This is a genomic window from Nonomuraea sp. B10E15 (assembly GCF_039871615.1).
GTDB lineage: Bacteria > Actinomycetota > Actinomycetes > Streptosporangiales > Streptosporangiaceae > Nonomuraea.
Genome location: NZ_JBDPMB010000017.1, coordinates 48294 through 65449 on the forward strand (window position 1 = coordinate 48294; position 17156 = coordinate 65449).

A 17156-nucleotide genomic window follows, 5' to 3' on the forward strand; every position below is an offset into this window, starting at 1 on the left:
GCGGGCTCCTCACACATGGCTGGCCACGCGTTCGTGACCGGGGATCTCCACGACGACGTTGGTGGACTTGATCACGGCGTCCGCCACCACCCCCGCCTCCAGGCCCAGCTCGTCGGCGGCCTGGCGGCTCATCAGGGACACCACCCGGAACGGCCCGGCGGCGATCTCCACCTGCGCCATCACCGCATCGCGGATCACCTCGGTGACGATTCCGCGAAAGCGGTTACGTGCCGAGGAACGGCCGCCGTCGACCGCCTCGACCTGGGTGCGGGCGAAGGCGGCCAGGTCGGTGCCGCTCACCTGCCGGTGGCCGTGCGCGTCCCGCTCCGCGGCCAGCTTGCCGGCGTCCACCCAGCGGCGGACCGTGTCGGAGCTGACCCCGAGCAGCGCAGCGGCCTCGCTGATCCGAAACGTCGTCACACCCCTTACCTTATCTCTTGCACATGCCAGCCTGAACGCCTCTCTTCCACCGCAACAGCGGGCCATCCCACGCATCTGTCATGGCATCCACGGTCGACGTCCCGAACGTTCCCTGCGAACGCGGCGCCCTGACGGCCGCCGTGCCCTTCCTCAGGGGACGACGCTCCCCCGGCCCTCGACTGATCAGCCGGTACGTGCGTCCAGCAGCGCGCGTACGGTACGAGCGCCCGCTGCGGCGACGCCGGGGATGCCCGAGGTGATGAACGGACCGCCGCCGGTCAGGTCGCCCACGACGTTCAGGCGCGGGTCCGCGGGGACCAGCCCTCCCGACGGGTGCAGGGCGGCCAGCCCATCGGTGAGCAGGGACGTGACCAGCGGCTCGGCCGCGCGGGGCACCGCCTGGGGCGGCGGGTTCACGGCGTTGACGGCGACGTCGGCGTTCAGGTCGCCACCGTCGCCCCGGACCCGAAACCCTCCCTTCGCAGCCTCGATCTTGCGTACGCCTGCCACCATGGTGAGTTGCCCGGACTCGAACAGCCGCAGCAGAGCCGCGGCGTTCACCGGCACCATGGGCGAGGCCGTGCTGGTGGCCAGACGGACGTGCCCGCGCAGCCGTTCACGGTCGGGCCCGGGCAGCAGCCGCCAGGCGTACGGGCCGACGGTGTGGGCGGTCTCCTGCAGCACCCGCCGCCCGATCCGCGGGTCGTCGACGGCGGCCAGTTGCCGCCGCAACCGCCGTACGGGCTCCTCCGACCCCGCCGCAAGCAACTCGGCCGTGAAGTCCGCGAAGTCCTCGCCCGTCCCGGCCAGTTCGGCGCGGAGCAGCCCGGCGAGGTCGTCGAGGGTGACGCCGCCGTGCTCGCGGCACAGCGCATTCACCCGCTCGACGGTCAGGTGCACGGGCCGGTGGCCGAGGGGACGCTGCCAGACGTGGGGCAGCATGCCGCTCCGCGACACCAGCGCGATCCGCCCGGCATGGCCGCGCGCGGCGAGCGACACCACCACGTCCACGGCGGTCAGCCCGCTGCCGATCACCGCGACGTCGGCTGCCGCCGGGACGTGGCCGAGCGTGTACGCCAGCGGGTAAGGATCGCCCACGAACCCCGGAGCTCCGCCCAGGCCGTAGTGGTCCTGCGGCGTTCCCCCGCCCACGCACACGACCACCCGGTCAGCCGGATGGTCGTGCCCGTCCTCGGTGCGCAGCGCCAGCCGGAGGCCCTCGCCGGAGCGGGCCACCGCGACGACCCGGGCGGCGACGACCCGCGTCCGCCACCCGCGCTCGCGCAGCGCGGCCAGGCCGGCCTCGGCGGTGTCGGCCAGGTACGCCCCATAGAGGGCGCGCGGCACCAGAGGCTGTCCCAGCAGGTCGTCCCGGTAGGCGGCGGCACGCTCCGGGCCCAGCCAGGAGGCATAGTGCCCCGAGTCCTGATGGCGGATCGACATGATGGCGGGCGGGGCGTTGACCAGAACGCTGTCCAGATCCGGCCCGTACGGCCGTCCCCGCCACAGGTACGCGGACGGCTCGAACACGGTGACCTCCCCCATCCCCGTCCCGCTGACGGCCAGCGCGTCCAGCAGGCCGACCGTGGCGGCGCCCGCTCCTATGATCGCGATACGCACGACGTTTCTCCCCTGTTCGTCCAGAAGGTCCTTCCGACCCTCGTGGACGCCATGACCCCGCTCCATCCCCCGCCTGCGGGGGATCGGCGAGAGACGACCCCCTCAGATGAGGGGTTGGCGACGGAAGGGAGACACGGCAAACTGACCCGCGTCCACCCCCCTTGCAAGTGACCCGGCGCCAGAAGGAAGCTCGATGTCCCACCCGCACCGCCACGCCGAGATCCTCTCGGCTGCCGAGCGGGCCGCCGGCGCGCTGGAGCTCTTCAGCCGTGCCTCGGCCAGGCTGCGGCGGCACATGCCGTTCGACGCCTCGGTGTGGACGGCCACCGATCCGGAAACGGGCCTGGTCACCGCACCCATGCTGGTGGAGAACCTCGGCTCAGGCGAAGGATGCGCCGCCTACTGGGAAAGCGAACTCCTGGAGGAGAACATCCTGCCGTTCCGCGACCTCGCCCGCGCGGCCGTCCCCGCGGCCGGTCTGCGCGCGGCCACCGGCGACCTGCCCGCGCGCAGCGCCCGATACCGCCGCCTGCTCGGCGGCCAGGGCGTGGACGACGAATTGCGGGCCGTGCTGCGGATCGGCGACCGGCCGTGGGGCGTGGTGAGCTTGTTCCGCATGCGGGGAAGCCCGGCGTTCGGCACGCACGACATCGCGTTGCTCGCCGATCTGTCCGGCCCACTCGCCGACCGGCTGCGCCGGTACGCCCGTCCGTCCGGATCGGACGGCGAGCCCGTCGCCTCCGCACCCGGCCTGCTGCTGTTCGACGAGCACGGCGAGGCCACGTCGATCAACGAGGAGGCCCGGCACTATCTCGCGCTCCTGCCGGACGGACCATCCGTGCCCACGGCGCTCGGGCTGAGGCTACCCATCTGGCTGATCGGCACGACTCTGCAGGCGCGGGCCATCGCCCAAGGCCACGATCGGGGCAGCGCCAGGATGCGCATCCGGACCCTCGACAAGCGCTGGCTGACCTGCCGCGCCTCATGCCTGAGCGGTCCCGGCGGACGGCCAGGTCCGACAGCGCTCGTCATCGAGCCCGCGCCCTCCGCCGACCTGGCGGTTATCGTCGCCCAGGCATACGGGCTGACGCCACGGGAGTTCGAGGTCGCTCAGCTCGTGGCACGGGGCCTGTCCACCGCCGAGATCGCCACGGCCCTGTTCATCTCTCCCCACACCGTTCGCGGTCACCTCAAGGCCGTCTTCGGTAAGGCGGGGACCTCCAGCCGCGGTGAGCTCGTCGCGCAGCTGTTCGCCGAACCCCTCCGGCCGTAGCCACCATCAGTGCCCGCCGGGCACCCACACCTCACCCGATCTGCGCCGCTCACGCCGGATCACCCTGCCGGGCGTGCCGGCTGCCCGGCCTCTGCGCTCTCACGCAGGCCCCGGCCGGCGTCGCCGGATCCTGATGTCGCGCATGTCGGTCACCCCGATCTTCAGGATCTCGTACGGGTGCCCGTGCGCATCCAGCGCCGCCATCGCGCCCAGAGCCGCCTCGTCCTCGCCGTCGTCCGGCCCGGCGGGCACCTGGCAGCGGAAGGTGAACGCCGAGAGGCTCCGGTCGTGGGTGAACGTGCCGGCCTCGGTGAAGGCGGTGCCGCTCGCCGCCAGCACCCTGGTCCGTCCGGCGTCGTCCAACCCCGCGAACTTGCCTCTGATCGTCACCCTGAACATGGTCGTTCCTCTCGTACGGCATAGGTGAGAACCTGCTCGCCGAGCACGCTCTCCACGGTGTCGAGCAGCTCCAGCACCCGCTCGGCGATCACCTCCGGCCGCTCCCCCGCGGTGGTGCGGCGGGCGATGTCGCCGAGGACCAGCGCGTGCAGCGACCCGATGTGCCAGGCCATGACGCGCGGCAGCGGGTCGTCGGGGGCCGCGCCGCTCTCCTCGGCCAGCGTGGCGGCCAGCGTGTCCGTCATCCGGCGGCCCAGGCCTTCCAGCCGGGCGGTCAGCGTGGGGGCGGCCAGCATCATCTCCAGGACACGTCCGAACCCCGGGCTGAGGCCCACCTGGCGCTCGCGCCCGCGCACCTCCTGGCGCAGCCGCCCCAGCACGGCGCCCGCCGCCGACTCGCCCGGCTCGCGCGCCCGCACGATGCCGGCGAGCCGCTGCGGCGACGCCTCGTCCGGTGGCAGGACCAGGTCCTCCTTGGACTCGAAGTAGTTGTAGACGGTGTTGACCGACACTTCGGCGGCCGCCGCGACCTCGGCGATCGTCACGCTGTCGAAGCCGCGCGCCACGAACAGGCCGAGTGCCGCCTCGGAGATGCTCTGCCGGGTCCGCCGCTTCTTCCGCTCCCGCAACCCTTCCGCCATGAACGGGAACCTACTGCAAAAGTTAAGTCGACTGCAATTTTTTAGTCGACTTAAATCGTCGTGCTACGGATCAGGTCCGGTACCGTCAGACTCCGAGATAGGTCAGTACGGCGCGCACGCGGCGATGCCCCGAGTCGGTGGGGGCCAGGTCGAGCTTCAGGAAGATGTTGCCGATGTGCTTGTGCACGGCACGTTCCGTGACGACGAGCCGGTCCGCGATGTCGGTGTTGGCCAGGCCCTGGGCCATGAGGGTGAGGACCTCGCGCTCCCTCGGTGTCAGGTCGGCGAGCGGATCCGCCCTGCGGGCCAGGAGCTGGGAGATGACCTCCGCGTCGAGTGCGGTGCCCCCGTGGGCGACCCGGCGCAGCGCCTCCAGGAACTCCTCCAGCCGGCTCACCCGGTCCTTGAGAAGGTAGCCCACCCCACCCCGGCCGTCCGCGAGCAGCTCCCTGGCGTAGACCTGCTCGACGTACTGCGAGAACACGAGCACGGGAAGCCCCGGCCTGCTCCGCCTCACCTCCAGCGCGGCGTGGATTCCCTCGTCGCGGAAGGACGGCGGCAGGCGGACGTCGACGACCACGACGTCAGGCTGGTGCCGTGCCACGGCGGCCACGAAAGCCGGTCCGTCGGCGGTGATCGCGGCCACCTCGTAACCCGCGGACATGAGAAGGAGGTTGAGGCCCTCGGCCAGGACGACGTTGTCCTCCGCGATCACCACTCGCACGGCAGGGTCACTTCCAGGGTCGTCGGTCCTCCGTGCGGGCCGCTCAGACGTGTGGTGCCGTCGAGGGCGGCGACCCGGTGCCGGATGCCGGTGACGCCACTGCCCCGCGACTCGTCCACGCCGCCGATGCCGTCGTCGGTGACCTCGATCGACAGAGCCGCCTCGTCGCGCCGGATCCGCACGCCGGCTCGTCGCGCTCCGGAATGCTTGGCGATGTTGGTGAGCGCCTCCGCGATGACGAAGTACGCGGTGGACTCCACGGCCGCCGGCACCGTGCCGAGCCGGTCCACCGTGATGTGGGTGGGTACGGGGCATCGCGCGGCCAGTGCCGCGGCCGCGCCGTCGAGCCCCCGGTCGGCCAGGATCGGCGGATAGATCGTCCGTACGACGCCGCGCAGTTCGGCCATCGCCTCCTCCGCGCCGTTCTGCGCCTCGCGCAGCAGCCGCATGGCCGCCTCCGGATCGCTGGTCATGGCCTGCTGGGCGACTCCGAGACGCATCGCGAGGGCGACGAGCTGGGCCTGCGTGCCGTCGTGCAGATCCCGCTCGATGCGGCGCAGCTCCGCGGCATGCGCCTCCAGCGCGCCGGCACGGCTTTCGGTGAGGACGTCGACCCGCTCGGCGAGCCGTCCGGCCGCCGAGACACCCAGCAGGGCCCGTGACATGCGGGCGTGCACCCGGGCCAGAAAGGGAGCGGCCCACGACAACAGCGCGGCGCACACGAGGAGCTGGGCCGCCCCCGCGCCGAAGGCCAGGCCCCAGCCGGTGACGGGAATGGCCAGCAGGGTCAGCGGCTTGTGGGCGGGAGCCAGCCACCACAACGCGATGTGGACGACCGTGATCGGCGGACCGGCGACGGCCATCAGCCCGATGGCGCCGAAGGGTATCCCCACCACGATGTGCGCGAACATCCAGCCGAGATCCCGCCACGTCGCCGGATCGGCGAGCACACGGCGGAAGCGGGCGCCGGACCCCTCGGAAAGGTCGCGGTACCTCGACGCAACGGGCTCTCCGAGGTAAGCGCCGGCCCGGCGTCTGGCGAGGCCGGTCCATCGGCGCAGGCCCAGCAGGGCCACAGGCAGCAGGACGAACCCGAGCCCGGCCGCGACCGTCGTCGCGGACACACCGAGCAGCAACAAGGGCATGGGCAGCGTGGCGATGCTGGTGAACAGCGAGAAGGTCAGATAGCGGGCCGCCCGAAGGCCCGTGGTCAGGCGCATCCGTGTTCTCGTCCGCTTCTCCGTCACGTTCACAGGGGCAAGGCTCACGGATCGCGCCGGGGCCGGCAGTGGAGCCTGCTACACCATCGTCCGGGGAGTGTACCTGCTCGTGGGCGGGCCGCAGCTCTCCCTAGCGTTGGCGTACATGACGATCAATCATCCAATTCCTGACGCTCCGCCGCGTCATGGCACCGGGAGAACGCCTGTGCCGTGGCGCGCCGTCGGAGCCTTCATCGGCCTCGCCTTCGGCGGGGCGTGGGTGGCCATGCTGCCCCTGCTGCTGAGCGGCTTCCGCCGTGCCGAGGTCGCGCACGACATGAGCGCGCTCATCCAGATCTGCATCGCGGCGATGATGCTGACCCCGGCCCTGGCCGGGGTCGTGGTACTGCGGTGGATCCACCGCTCGGCGAACATCCGGGCCGCGATCGGCCTCGTCAGGCCCCGGCCGTTCGGCCGGCTGGCACGCGAGAGCCTGCTGGCCCTGGCAGTGCCGTGCGGAGTGCAGATCCTCACGCTCATGGTCGCGGCCCTGGCCGGGACCTACAGGTTCGACCTGACCGGCTTCTCCGGCTTTCGCGCCCAGTTCGCTCCCGGCACCGTCGGGCAGAGCGGGATCCCCGTGGCGGAGCTCGCGGTATGGCTCGGGACCCTCGTCCTCAGCATGGTCATCTGGCTGCCGATGTTCTTCGGCGAGGAGGTCGGCTGGCAGGGCTACCTGCTGCCCCGGCTCCTGTCGCTCGGCGTGTGGCCGGCGATGGCCTGCACAGCACTGGTGTTCGCCCTGTGGCACCTGCCCACCCTGATCATGGGCGGGCAGTACCCGGGCCACTCCCCGCTGGCCTCCGTGGCGTACATGATCATCAGCACGGTCCTGCTCGTGCCGATCTTCACCTGGCTGCGCATGCGGTCGGGATCCGTTTGGCCGGCGGTCCTCGCGCACAACTTCGTCAGCAGTGCGGGCGTGCAACTGATATGGCTGTTCTCCGACGCCGATCACCCGATCGACCCCCTGCACGTGGGTCTGAACGGCTGGCCCGGCTGGATCGTCATGGGAGCGTTCGTCGCGTTCCTCGCCGCGACCGGCCGGCTCCGATGGGCGGCGAGCGCCGGAGCGCAGGAGTCGCGCCGCCCGTAGGGGAGCTCAGGGGCCGTTCTCGCAGGAACCCTTCCCGCCCGCCGGTGCCGGCGGTGCGGGCGTCATCCCCTGGGGAGGAGGCCGCGCTGGAAGGCGGCGGCCACCGCCGACGCCCGGTCGTTGACGCCCAGCTTGGCGTAGATGTGCAGCAGGTGCGTCTTGACCGTGGCCTCGCTGATGAACAGCCGGGCGGCCGCCTCCCGGTTGGTGGTGCCCTGCGCGATCAGGTCGAGGATCTCCAGTTCCCGCCCGCTCAGCGGGTCGGCGGGGGCGCGGACCTGACCGAGCAGGCGGGTGGCCACCGACGGGGAGAGCGCGGCCTCCCCGCGCGCAGCCGCGGCGACCGCGCGTGCCAGTTCCTCCCTCAGCGCGTCTTTGAGGAGGTAGCCGGTCGCGCCCGCTTCGATCGCGGGCAGCACGTCGCTGTCGGTGTCGTACGTGGTCAGCACCAGCACCCGCGCCTTGAGGCGCAGCCGGGCGAGCTCCCTGATGGCCGTCACCCCGTCCATCCTGGGCATCCGCAGGTCCATGAGGATCACGTCGGGGTCGAGCGCCCGCGCCAGGTCGACGGCCTGGGCGCCGTCGCCGGCCTCGCCGACCACCTCGAAACCGGGATCGCCGGCGAACATGCCGCGGATGCCGTCGCGGACGATGGGGTGGTCGTCGGCGATCAGCAGCCGGACGGGGGCCTCAGGCACTCCGGGACTCCTCAGGGGTGGTGGCGAGCGCGGTGATGGCGGGCACGACGGCGGAGACGGCGGTGCCGGACCCGGGCTCGGACTCGATCTCGAAGGCGCCCGCCAGGCGGGTCACCCGGTCGCGCATCGACGCCAGGCCGAAGCCGCCGCCGTCGAGCGCCCGCGCCCGGTCGAAGCCCGCGCCGTCGTCGCGGACGTCGAGGCTGACCACGTCCTCCATGTAGGACAGCGTGAGCCCGGCCCGCGACGCGCCGGCGTGCTTGGCGATGTTGGCCAGCGCCTCCTGGGCGATGCGGAGCAGGGTCGCCTCCACCTGTGGATGCAGGGGACGCGCCGTGCCGGTCGTGGCGACCTCCACGCGCACGGCGTTCAGCTCCGACCACCGGGCGGCGATCTCCGCGAGCGCCGCCGGCAGCGGGGCGGACTCCAGCGGGCCCGGCTGGACGGCGTGCACGGATCTGCGGGCCTCGGCCAGGCTGTCGCGGGCCAGCCCCACCGCGTGGTCGAGGTGCCGCCGCCAGGCCTGCGGGTCGGCCTCGGTCTGCACGGCCGCCTGGAGCTGGGTGATGATGCCGGTCAGGCCCTGGGCGAGCGTGTCGTGGATCTCCCTGGCCATGCGCTGGCGCTCGTCGAGCACGCCGGCCTCGCGGGCCTGGACGAGGAGCTGGGCGTGCAGGCCGGCGTTCTCCCGCATCGCCTCCTCCAGCCGCGTCACCATGCGCTTGCGTTCGGCGCTGCGCTCGGCCGTGACCTCGCCGACGAAGCTGAACAGGCTGACCACGGCCACGATGGCGACGGTGAAGAGCAGGTGGGTGGCGATCGCGGGCGGGGTGGGCTCGGGCAACCCTCCGGTGTAGGCCGTGATCGAGATGGCCGCCGTGGCCGTCACCCCGACGAACCTCCACTTCCCCTTCAGCAGGTGCCAGGAGTGGAGGTATCCGGTGAAGGCGAAGAAGCTGCCGAACCACAGTCCACGCGAGCAGAGCACCGCGATCATGATCACCAGGCCCGTGACATAGACGACCGGTTGGCGCCCGGGCATGAACCAGATCCACGCCGCGGCGAGCACGGAGAGGCCGAGCGTGACGAGATGGTACGTCCCCGGCCGGTCGTCGGCCAGCCACGACAGCGCCATCGAGATGGCCAGCAGGACGTACGGGACGGCGGTGAGCAGCCGCTGCAGCAGCCGCTCCCACCGGTCAAGACGGGCGCCGTCCCCTGTCGTCATCACTCACTCCCACCGGAAGAACCTGGCCGCGGCGAGACTGACGATCACCGCGTACGCGGCCATGACGCCCAGCATCAGCGGGCCCGGCGACACCCCCGCCCAGACGTCATGAAGGGCCTGCCGGAACGCGCCCATAGGGGTGAACGCGCCGATGCGCGCCAGGATATCCGGCATCTGGTCCACCGGTTGCATGAGCCCGGCGAGGTAGGCCAGCGGAAAGTACAGCAGCACGCCCACCCCGTTGGCGGTGCGCCCGTTCGCCGCCAACGCCGCGATCAGCAGGCCGATGGCGAACATCGCGGCCGTGCCGAGCAGGAACACGGCGGCGATCAGCGGCGCCTGGGAGGGAACGTGCGCGCCCAGGATGGTGCCCGCGACCGTGATCAGCAGCGCGCAGGCGATCAGCGCCAGCACGAACTGCAGGATGAGCTGCACCGCCAGCATGCTTCCAGGCCGTACCGGGGTGGTGGAGAGCCGGCGCAGGATGCCGCGTTCGCGGTAGGTGGCCAACGTGGTCGGCAGCTGGTAGAGGCCGACGAGCCCGACGGCGATCACCAGCGTCATCGGCAGGAGCACCGTGTCGCCGGGCGGGATCGAGCTGCCGAAGACGAAGAGGATGAACAGCGGGATGAGCACCGAGAAGATCGAGCCGGGTTCGCGGGCCAGCAGCTTGAGCTCGACGGTGGTGAGCTTGGCGACGACGGTCATGGGAATCTTCCTCACGGGTGGAACGAGCGGCCGGTCAGGGCGGTGAACGCGTCGTCGAGCGTGCGCTTGTCGATGCGCAGGTCCGCGACGGGGATGAGGTTGCGGGCCAGTGCCGAGGTGACGGCCGTGGCGAAGTCACCCCGGCCCGTCACGCTCACCCCGTCGCCGTCGCGGGTCACGCCCGAGACGCCGGGAAGGCCGCTCAGCAGGGCGACCGGGTCGCTGGCGTCGCCGGCCATCAGCGTGAACCGCATCTGGTGCTCGGCGTCGACCCCGTCGATCAGCTCCGCCGGGCTGCCGGTCGCGACGATGCCGCCCCCGTCGAAGACCGCGACGCGGTCGCAGAGCTCCTCCACCTCGTCCATGAAGTGGCTGACCAGGACCACGGTGACGCCCGACGCCCGCACCTGCTTGATCAGCTCCCAGGTGGCGCGGCGGGCCTGCGGGTCGAGCCCGCTGGTGAGCTCGTCGAGGAAGGCCACCTTCGGGTTGCCCACCAGGGCCAGGGCGATGAACAGCCGCTGCTTCTGGCCTCCCGACAACTTGCCGAAACGGGCGTCGCGCTTGCCGGACAGCCCCCATTGGTCCAGCAGCTCGCGCCAGTCGCGCGGCTCGGCGTAGAAGGAGGCGTACAGGTCGAGCGCCTCCCACACCTTGATGTTCTCGGGCAGCTGGGTGTGCTGGAGCTGCACCCCGATGCGCTCGCGCAGCGCGCGGCCGTCGCCGATCGGGTCGAGCCCGAGCACCCGGATCGTGCCGCCGTCGGGCCGCCGCAGACCCTCCACGCATTCGACGGTGGTGGTCTTGCCGGTGCCGTTGGGGCCGAGCAGGCCGAAGATCTCGCCCTGCTCGACGGAGAAGGAGACGCCGTTCAGAACCGTGTGGTCGCCGTACCTCTTGGTGAGGCCGGCGACGTCGATGACTGCCATGCGTCCATCATGGTTTCGCAGCTCACGGTGGGGATCGACCCGCCGGCCATGCTCGGCGGCGGATCGGGCTGAGCGCGGAATCCACCGATCGGTGGATGGCGCGCTCAGCCCGCTTCTGTTCACGGCGGTCCCGGTCAGCCGGAGAAGGCGGTACGGGCGTGCACGGCGGTCCCGGTCAGCTGAGCAGCGGCATGAGCTGCTCCTCCTCGTAGTCGAGGTGCGCCTCCAGTTCCTCGGTGAGGCGGTTCACCTCGGCCAGCAGCGCCCGCGGCGCGAGGTCGTCGGCCGCCAGCACGGCCCGCAGGCGATCCAGGAGCCGCTGGACGACCACGTGCTCGGCGCGCAGCCGTTCCAGCGCGGGGGCCAGCTCCGGATGGCGGTCCTCCAGCGCCGGGAACATGAACCCGTCCTCGCGCGCATGGTGCACGTGCAGGCCCTGGCACAGGGTCAGGCAGTTGACCCGCAGCTGCGCGCCCAGGCGCGGGCCCGAGGCGGCGACCTCCCCGCGGATCAGCGCCAGCTCCCTGCGGAAGGCGTCGTGCACCTTCTTGAGCGCGTCACCCAGAGAGCCGGCGGGCGGCCCGGCGTCGCGCTCGACGAGCGCGACCACCGGCAGGTCCCTGCCCGCCCTGTCCTGGTACGCCCCCCACGCGGGGTCGGCCTCCACCGCTCGCGCGAACACGCGGTCGCGTTCCTCGCCCTCCAGCACGACCGCCGTCGCGGGGTAGGCGAAGATGCCGTCCTCCACGGTGACCTCAGGGTCGGCGAGCAGGTTGTGATACCAGGCCGGGTGCCTGGGCGAGCCGCCGGCCGAGGCGATGACGACGACGCGGTCACCGTCGGGCAGGTAGCCGAGCGGCGTCGTACGCCGTTCGCCCGACTTCGCGCCGACGGTGGTCAGCAGGAGCAGCCTGGCTCCTTCGAAAGGGCCGCCGACCTGGCCCTGGTTGGCACGGAACTCGTCGATGATCTGCTGGTTCAAGTCGATGGGCATGCTGGGTTATCGCTCCAGGCGGGTGTGGTGAGGGCAGGGAAGAACCCCGCACGGCATGCCGGCACGGGCGGGTCAGGACACCACCTGGGGCATGGGGCGACGCGCGGGGGCGGTGTGCTCAGGCAGCACCGATGTTGCGGCTGGTCACGGCGTCATCCCCTTGGATCCGGCGCCTCCATGCCGCCCCGCGTCCTCGGGCGGGCGACACGCGACGCGGCCATCATTACGCCCATATGCTCATGACACTGTCAAGCCGCACGGCGGCGACCGGTGGAGACGCAGGCGAGAGTCGAACTCGCACGGACGGCTTTGCAGGCCTACCTCCGCACCCGCGGACTGCGCCGGGCCCGCCTCGGCCCCCATCGCGTCGAGGCGGATCGTGCGCGAGGACGGAGTCGAACCGCCACAGCCGAAGCGCCCGGTTTACAGCCGGGTGGGCTCCCCTATGCCCAGCTCGCGCGAGGAGAATCGAGGTCGGCCCGGCAGGAGTCGAACCTGCGACGCCCGGTTTGTAAGACCGGCGCTCTGACCACCTGAGCTACAGGCCGTGGTCTGGCTGAGTGGCCCCAGCAGGATTCGAACCTGCAACGGACCCGGCTTCGTAGGCCGGCGCTCTCTCCATTGAGCTATAGGGCCGGAAAAACATAGTGGTAGCACCCCGTACCGGATTTGAACCGGTGTTCTCCCGGGTGAAAGCCGGGCGTCCTGACCGCTAGACCAACGGGGCCTGCCTCGACATGCGTCGAGGTTCGTACGTCCGGCGGGATTCGAACCCGCAACACCCGGCTCCTGAGGCCGGCGCCTCTCCCGTTGGGCTACGGACGCGTGGAGCCGCAGCGGGGTCTCGAACCCCGTCCTGCTGGGTGGAAGCCAGCTGCCTTACCCGTTCGGCCTCTGCGGCGTGATGCGCTCATGAAATTGTCAAAGGGCGTCGGCCCGTATGCGGGCATGGACAAGAGAAAAGGCCGCCCGATGGGATCCGGCGGCCTCTGGATGCGCGTGGCGAGAATTTATCCAGAAGCCTGCCCGGCCAGCCCGCAGCCGAGCACCACAAGCCGGCGGCAGCTGCGCCGTTCCTGCTCCAGAGTGGTGACCGCGTATCGCATGACTGGCCTTTCCTGACGTTTCCGATCTCGACGGAGTAAACATTAACCGGCGGGCGCCGGCGGGTGCCACTCATTTATTCAGACGTACCGGCCGCCGATATGGTTTCCGCCGTGGCCGGTGGGCCGCGGCCCGGGGTCACCGGCTTTACTGGGGGCATGCGGATCGGAGAGCTGGCCGCGCTGCTCGGGGTGTCGACCCGGACGGTGCGCCACTACCACCAACAGGGCGTCCTGCCGGAGCCACCGCGGCTGGCCAACGGCTACCGCCACTACGGCATGCGCGACGCCGTCGCCCTGGCCCGCGTCCGCCGTCTGGTCCAGCTCGGGCTGAGCCTGGACGAGGCACGAGACGTGATCGCCGACGACCGGTCGAGGGAACTGACCGAGGTCCTGACCGAGATCGACGCGGATCTGGCCAGGCAGGAAAGGGAGATCCGGGAGCGGCGGGCGAAGCTGGCGGAGGTGCTCAGGCGGGCCGAGTCGGGATCGCTGGACCCCGACGACGTCGCCTCGCCCGATCTGGTGGCGTTCCTGCGCGTGGTGGGCCTGCCCGAGTCGAAGGCGGCGGCCTGGGACCGCGAGCTGCTGGTGCTGATGGACAGCGTGGCCGGCGAGCCCGGCAGGAGCAGCGCCTTCACGCAGCTGGAGTCGCTGGCCGCCGATCCGGAGGTGACGGCCATCGGGCACGAGTTCTACCGCAGGCTGGACGAGCTGGCCGACGCCGAGCCCGGCGACCCCAGGATCGCGCCGCTGGCCCGCTCGCTCGCCGGCTACAGCATGGAGCACCTGCTGGCCGATTCCGGGCTGGGCGCGCACGGGTGGGATCCGGCGCTGCTCGAGCCGTTCCTCGACGGGCTGGCCCCGGCGCAGGCCGAGGCCGTGCGCCAGGCGATCGGGATCATCGCGGGCGGGGTCGCGGGCGGGTTCGAGAAGGACACCGGCACGTCGGCGACGGCCGGGCGGCGGGCGGGGAGGGACGACGGCCGCGCCGGCCGGCCGGCGCCCGGCGGCTCAGGGCGCCGGTACGAGGCCGTCGGCGACGAGGCCGTCGAGGACCGCCTCACCCAGCGCTTCGACCGCGGACTTCGGGCGCACCATCACCGTGAACTCCTTGATCAGGCCGGCCTCGTCCAGGTGGATGAGGTCGATGCCGTGGATCTGCCTGCCGCGTACGGTGGCCTGGAAGACCAGGACGATCGACGGGGTCTCGGCGCCGCCGACGCCGGTCTGGGCGGCGCCGTCGAGCCGGCCGACGTACCGGAAGTCCTCGAAGACGCGCAGCAGCACGCCGAACAGTCCCAGGACGGCGGGCTTGCCCTCGAAGGGGGTGAACGTCACCGGGCTGTAGAGGCGGACGTCGTCGGTGAACAGCTCGTCCAGCGCGGCGAGATCGCGCCGCTCGACGGCGGCGCTGAAACGGTCGGCGGCGGTCATGGCCGTCCTTCCTAGTAAAAAAGGCGAATAGTCAGTTTCTTGACTATCATGGCGGTGTCCGTACGGGAAGAGGAGGACGTCGCGGTGGCTTTGCGGCACGCCGTGCTGGCGGCACTGCTGGACGAGGAGCTCAGCGGGTACCAGCTGGCCAAGGCGTTCGGCCTGGGCGTGGCCAACTTCTGGCACGCCCTTCCCCAGCAGCTCTACGCCGAGCTCGCCCGGCTGGAGCGCGACGGGCTGGTCAGCGGCCGGGAGGTGGTGCAGGACACCCGGCCCAACAAGCGCCTGTTCACCGTGACCGACGCCGGCCTGGCCGAGCTGGAGCGGTTCGCGGCGACCGCCAACAAACCCTCGTTCATCCGCGACGACCTGCTCGTGAAGGTCCAGGCCGCCGACCACGTCGCCGCCGGCACGCTCATCGAGCAGCTCGCGGAGCGGGCCGCGTTCGCCGACGCCAAGATCGAGCTGCTCGGCGGCCTGCTGCGGAAGCTGCGCGGCGGCATGAGCGAGGAGGAGTTCCTGCGCCACGGCGAACGCGTCGGCCCCTACCTGACGTGCCTGCGCGGCATCGCGTTCGAGCAGGGCAACCGTGACTGGTGCCGCCGGAGCGCGGCGATCCTGGAAGAGAGGCGGACGGCGCATGCGCGAGGGTGACCACCTGCGTTACGTCGCCCTGGGCGACAGCCAGACCGAAGGGCTCGGCGACGGCGACGACGCCAACGGCCTGCGCGGGTGGGCCGACCGGCTCGCCGAGCAGCTCGCCCGCGCTGCTCCCGGCCTCCAGTACGCCAACCTGGCCGTGCGCGGGCGCGTGGCCGCCCAGGTCCACGCCGAACAACTCGAACCGGCCCTCGCCCTGCGCCCCGACCTGGCCACCGTCGTCGCCGGGGTCAACGACCTGCTCCGGCCCAGGTTCGACGCCGACGAGGTGGGCGGCCACCTGGAGGCGATGTTCGCCGCGCTCACCGCCCAGGGCGCCCGCGTGGCCACCGTCACCTTCCCCGACCTGGCGCGGATCACCCCGCTCGCCCGCCCGTTCAGCCCGCGGGCCGCCGCGCTCAACCAGCGCATCCGCGCCGCGGCCCGCCGCCACGGGGTCGCCGTCGCCGAGACCGCCCACCACCCGGTCGTCACGGACGCCCGGTTGTGGAGCCCCGACCGGCTGCACGCCAGCCCGCTCGGGCACGAACGCATCGCCGCGGCGGTCGCCCACGCGCTGGAGCTGGCCGGCAGCAGCGACGCATGGACGCATCCCCTGCCGCCCGTGCCCGCCCCGCCCTGGTGGCGCGCCGCGGGCACGGAGCTGCGCTGGGTCGCCGGCTTCCTCGGCCCCTGGGCCGGCCGGCGCCTGCTCGGCCGCTCCTCCGGTGACCACCGCACCGCCAAACGCCCGGAACTGCTGCCCGTCGGTGCGTGGCCCTCCTTACGTGAGGAGCGGACAAAGTAGTCAGTTGATGGGCGCTTTGGGCGCTGGAGGTCCTGGCCTCGATGAGGCCGTGAGCGCCTGACCTTCCGGGTGGCCGCGCTGCCCTGCACGAGGCGTTTGCGGGCCTTCGCGGCGCCGCACTACGGTGACGGCATGGATCTCTTCTCGCGCTCTTGGACGGCGCTGCGCACGGCGGTCGCCGGCCTGCCCGACAAGGACTTCGCCCGGCCGTCCGGCTGCGCCGGCTGGCTCGTGCGAGACCTCGCGTGTCACCTGATCATCGACGCCCAGGACGTCCTGATCACGCTCGTGACCCCTGCGGAGAAGGACCCGACCTGCGACGCGGTGACCTACTGGAAGGTCGGTTCGACGCCGCCGACCGGTGACGACCCGCTCGACGCGCTGATCGTCCGGCTGGCCGCCGCGTACGAGGAGCCGCGGCTGCTGAAGTTCCACCTCGACGACGTCGGCTCCGCCGCCGGCCGCGCAGCCGAACTCGCCGACCCGCGCCGGCGGGTCGCCACCCAGGACATGGTCCTCACCGCGGGCGACTACCTGGCCGCGTACGTCCTGGAGTGGACGCTGCACCACCTCGACCTGATCGCGCACCTGCCCGACGGGGAGGAGCCCCCCGCGGAAGGGCTCGCCCGGTCCAGGGAGATGCTGGAGAAGATCGCCGGGACCGCGTTCCCCGCGTCGTTCTCCGACAAGGACGCGCTGCTGGTCGGCACCGGGCGGCGTGCCCCGGCCGACGCGGAGAAATCCGAGCTGGGAGACCTGGCCGCGCGCCTCCCCTTCGTCATCGGCTGATCGCCCGACGGTCGGGACAGCTCTTCGGGGCGGCTCGGGCCGGATTCTGCCGCTACGCCCGAGCCCGCCCTGACCTCACACCGCCCATCGACGTCACCGTGCTCACCACCTCATGGGGCTGGGGCCCGACCGTGCGCCGCGCTGCGGGGTGACCCGGAAGCATCAGGTCAACGCTCTGACCTTGCCCAGCCGCACGGGCGCCGGTAGCGAGATCATCGCGGGATCCGCTGATCGCCCGGCGCACGCCCGGGCGTAGCAATGGCGTCAATTATCGGGCTCTAGTCGTATAAAACCCGTCAAGAACGACAAGACGTCTGAAATTCCGGGATTTGCTTGCCTTAACGCCGCCCGCTCCGGCGGGCGAAACACCTATCACCCAACTGAGGAGTGA

General features: G+C 71.8%; 17 protein-coding genes, 7 tRNA genes and 1 pseudogene. 6 read left to right on the forward strand and 19 right to left on the reverse strand.

Features of this window, described 5'->3' with window-relative positions; genetic code table 11:
* Positions 1–9: 9 nt before the first annotated feature.
* Together ABGB14_RS35070 and ABGB14_RS35075 are read right to left on the reverse strand one after the other, a co-directional pair.
* Positions 10–420 carry a helix-turn-helix transcriptional regulator gene (locus tag ABGB14_RS35070; protein ID WP_347648146.1) on the reverse strand — a complete coding sequence of 137 codons (411 nt, stop codon included), beginning with the start codon at positions 418–420 and terminating at the stop codon, positions 10–12.
* Positions 421–603: 183 nt separating this feature from the next.
* Positions 604–2040 carry an FAD/NAD(P)-binding protein gene (locus ABGB14_RS35075; protein ID WP_347648147.1) on the reverse strand — a complete coding sequence of 479 codons (1437 nt, stop codon included), beginning with the start codon at positions 2038–2040 and terminating at the stop codon, positions 604–606.
* A 193-nt stretch (positions 2041–2233) separates the two neighbouring features.
* Here ABGB14_RS35075 and ABGB14_RS35080 point away from each other — a divergent pair, with 193 nt between their 5' ends.
* On the forward strand, positions 2234–3313 hold the full coding sequence (locus ABGB14_RS35080) for a helix-turn-helix transcriptional regulator (RefSeq protein ID WP_347648148.1): 1080 nt from the start codon (positions 2234–2236) through the stop codon (positions 3311–3313).
* Positions 3314–3412: 99 nt separating this feature from the next.
* Here ABGB14_RS35080 and ABGB14_RS35085 read toward each other — a convergent pair whose 3' ends face one another.
* From ABGB14_RS35085 to ABGB14_RS35100, 4 genes are all read right to left on the reverse strand, one after another.
* Complete coding sequence (locus ABGB14_RS35085) at positions 3413–3712, reverse strand: DUF6204 family protein (RefSeq protein WP_347648149.1); 300 nt, start codon at positions 3710–3712, stop codon at positions 3413–3415.
* The gene (locus tag ABGB14_RS35090; RefSeq protein ID WP_347648150.1) at positions 3700–4353 is read right to left on the reverse strand and encodes a TetR/AcrR family transcriptional regulator; all 654 of its coding nucleotides are present in this window, start codon (positions 4351–4353) and stop codon (positions 3700–3702) included. Before ABGB14_RS35090 ends, ABGB14_RS35085 begins: the two co-directional genes overlap by 13 nt.
* Positions 4354–4438: 85 nt before the next feature.
* The gene (locus ABGB14_RS35095) at positions 4439–5077 is read right to left on the reverse strand and encodes a response regulator transcription factor (RefSeq protein WP_347648151.1); all 639 of its coding nucleotides are present in this window, start codon (positions 5075–5077) and stop codon (positions 4439–4441) included.
* Positions 5065–6297 (reverse strand): sensor domain-containing protein, encoded by a 1233-nt coding sequence (locus ABGB14_RS35100; protein ID WP_347648152.1) that lies wholly within the window; start codon positions 6295–6297, stop codon positions 5065–5067. The genes ABGB14_RS35095 and ABGB14_RS35100 overlap by 13 nt, the downstream gene beginning before the upstream one ends.
* Before the next feature lie 205 nt (positions 6298–6502).
* Between ABGB14_RS35100 and ABGB14_RS35105 the strand changes: the two genes are divergently transcribed.
* Positions 6503–7432 (forward strand): CPBP family intramembrane glutamic endopeptidase, encoded by a 930-nt coding sequence (locus tag ABGB14_RS35105; RefSeq protein ID WP_347648153.1) that lies wholly within the window; start codon positions 6503–6505, stop codon positions 7430–7432.
* Positions 7433–7494: 62 nt separating this feature from the next.
* On the opposite strand, the gene ABGB14_RS35110 is transcribed toward ABGB14_RS35105, so the two are convergent.
* The 12 genes from ABGB14_RS35110 to ABGB14_RS35165 all read right to left on the reverse strand — a co-directional run bounded on the left by ABGB14_RS35110 (position 7495) and on the right by ABGB14_RS35165 (position 12890).
* On the reverse strand, positions 7495–8130 hold the full coding sequence (locus tag ABGB14_RS35110) for a response regulator transcription factor (protein WP_347648154.1): 636 nt from the start codon (positions 8128–8130) through the stop codon (positions 7495–7497).
* Entirely contained in the window at positions 8123–9358 is a 1236-nt protein-coding gene (locus ABGB14_RS35115) for a sensor histidine kinase (protein ID WP_347648155.1), read from the reverse strand. Before ABGB14_RS35115 ends, ABGB14_RS35110 begins: the two co-directional genes overlap by 8 nt.
* A 3-nt stretch (positions 9359–9361) precedes the next feature.
* A complete protein-coding gene (locus ABGB14_RS35120; RefSeq protein ID WP_347648156.1) occupies positions 9362–10066 on the reverse strand; it encodes an ABC transporter permease in 705 nt (234 codons plus the stop codon).
* A gap of 11 nt (positions 10067–10077) precedes the next feature.
* Positions 10078–10995, reverse strand: a complete 918-nt coding sequence (locus ABGB14_RS35125) for an ABC transporter ATP-binding protein (RefSeq protein WP_347648157.1) — start codon at positions 10993–10995, stop codon at positions 10078–10080.
* Positions 10996–11170: 175 nt separating this feature from the next.
* Positions 11171–11989 carry a nitroreductase/quinone reductase family protein gene (locus tag ABGB14_RS35130; protein ID WP_347648158.1) on the reverse strand — a complete coding sequence of 273 codons (819 nt, stop codon included), beginning with the start codon at positions 11987–11989 and terminating at the stop codon, positions 11171–11173.
* 271 nt (positions 11990–12260) lie between these two features.
* Positions 12261–12332, reverse strand: a tRNA-OTHER gene (locus ABGB14_RS35135).
* Between the two features lie 37 nt (positions 12333–12369).
* Positions 12370–12449 (reverse strand) — tRNA-Tyr (locus ABGB14_RS35140).
* A 14-nt stretch (positions 12450–12463) separates the two neighbouring features.
* Positions 12464–12537: transfer RNA gene (locus tag ABGB14_RS35145), tRNA-Val, on the reverse strand.
* A 13-nt stretch (positions 12538–12550) separates the two neighbouring features.
* Positions 12551–12625: transfer RNA gene (locus ABGB14_RS35150), tRNA-Arg, on the reverse strand.
* Positions 12626–12643: 18 nt separating this feature from the next.
* A tRNA-Glu gene (locus ABGB14_RS35155) sits at positions 12644–12716 on the reverse strand.
* Between the two features lie 25 nt (positions 12717–12741).
* Positions 12742–12814: transfer RNA gene (locus tag ABGB14_RS35160), tRNA-Leu, on the reverse strand.
* A 1-nt stretch (position 12815) separates the two neighbouring features.
* A tRNA-Gly gene (locus ABGB14_RS35165) sits at positions 12816–12890 on the reverse strand.
* Positions 12891–13251: 361 nt separating this feature from the next.
* On the opposite strand from ABGB14_RS35165, the pseudogene ABGB14_RS35170 reads away from it, so the two are divergent.
* Positions 13252–13443, forward strand: a pseudogene (locus tag ABGB14_RS35170) (MerR family transcriptional regulator); the annotation flags it as partial.
* A gap of 663 nt (positions 13444–14106) precedes the next feature.
* Here the strand turns inward: ABGB14_RS35170 and ABGB14_RS35175 are convergent.
* Positions 14107–14529 (reverse strand): nuclear transport factor 2 family protein, encoded by a 423-nt coding sequence (locus ABGB14_RS35175; RefSeq protein ID WP_347648295.1) that lies wholly within the window; start codon positions 14527–14529, stop codon positions 14107–14109.
* A gap of 48 nt (positions 14530–14577) precedes the next feature.
* Between ABGB14_RS35175 and ABGB14_RS35180 the strand changes: the two genes are divergently transcribed.
* The 3 genes from ABGB14_RS35180 to ABGB14_RS35190 all read left to right on the forward strand — a co-directional run bounded on the left by ABGB14_RS35180 (position 14578) and on the right by ABGB14_RS35190 (position 16765).
* On the forward strand, positions 14578–15183 hold the full coding sequence (locus ABGB14_RS35180) for a PadR family transcriptional regulator (protein ID WP_347648296.1): 606 nt from the start codon (positions 14578–14580) through the stop codon (positions 15181–15183).
* On the forward strand, positions 15170–15976 hold the full coding sequence (locus ABGB14_RS35185) for an SGNH/GDSL hydrolase family protein (protein WP_347648159.1): 807 nt from the start codon (positions 15170–15172) through the stop codon (positions 15974–15976). The genes ABGB14_RS35180 and ABGB14_RS35185 overlap by 14 nt, the downstream gene beginning before the upstream one ends.
* Positions 15977–16108: 132 nt before the next feature.
* On the forward strand, positions 16109–16765 hold the full coding sequence (locus ABGB14_RS35190; RefSeq protein ID WP_347648160.1) for a maleylpyruvate isomerase N-terminal domain-containing protein: 657 nt from the start codon (positions 16109–16111) through the stop codon (positions 16763–16765).
* Positions 16766–17156: the final 391 nt, after the last annotated feature.

Bases quoted from the DNA above. Each gene is read 5' to 3' on its own strand.
- ABGB14_RS35080 (WP_347648148.1), top strand. From the start codon at position 2,234: ATGTCCCACCCGCACCGCCACGCCGAGATCCTCTCGGCTGCCGAGCGG.
- ABGB14_RS35085 (WP_347648149.1), bottom strand. From the start codon at position 3,712: ATGTTCAGGGTGACGATCAGAGGCAAGTTCGCGGGGTTGGACGACGCC.
- ABGB14_RS35090 (WP_347648150.1), bottom strand. From the start codon at position 4,353: ATGGCGGAAGGGTTGCGGGAGCGGAAGAAGCGGCGGACCCGGCAGAGC.
- ABGB14_RS35100 (WP_347648152.1), bottom strand. From the start codon at position 6,297: ATGCGCCTGACCACGGGCCTTCGGGCGGCCCGCTATCTGACCTTCTCG.
- ABGB14_RS35115 (WP_347648155.1), bottom strand. From the start codon at position 9,358: ATGACGACAGGGGACGGCGCCCGTCTTGACCGGTGGGAGCGGCTGCTG.
- ABGB14_RS35120 (WP_347648156.1), bottom strand. From the start codon at position 10,066: ATGACCGTCGTCGCCAAGCTCACCACCGTCGAGCTCAAGCTGCTGGCC.
- ABGB14_RS35125 (WP_347648157.1), bottom strand. From the start codon at position 10,995: ATGGCAGTCATCGACGTCGCCGGCCTCACCAAGAGGTACGGCGACCAC.
- ABGB14_RS35130 (WP_347648158.1), bottom strand. From the start codon at position 11,989: ATGCCCATCGACTTGAACCAGCAGATCATCGACGAGTTCCGTGCCAAC.
- ABGB14_RS35175 (WP_347648295.1), bottom strand. From the start codon at position 14,529: ATGACCGCCGCCGACCGTTTCAGCGCCGCCGTCGAGCGGCGCGATCTC.
- ABGB14_RS35180 (WP_347648296.1), top strand. From the start codon at position 14,578: ATGGCGGTGTCCGTACGGGAAGAGGAGGACGTCGCGGTGGCTTTGCGG.
- ABGB14_RS35185 (WP_347648159.1), top strand. From the start codon at position 15,170: ATGCGCGAGGGTGACCACCTGCGTTACGTCGCCCTGGGCGACAGCCAG.
- ABGB14_RS35190 (WP_347648160.1), top strand. From the start codon at position 16,109: ATGGATCTCTTCTCGCGCTCTTGGACGGCGCTGCGCACGGCGGTCGCC.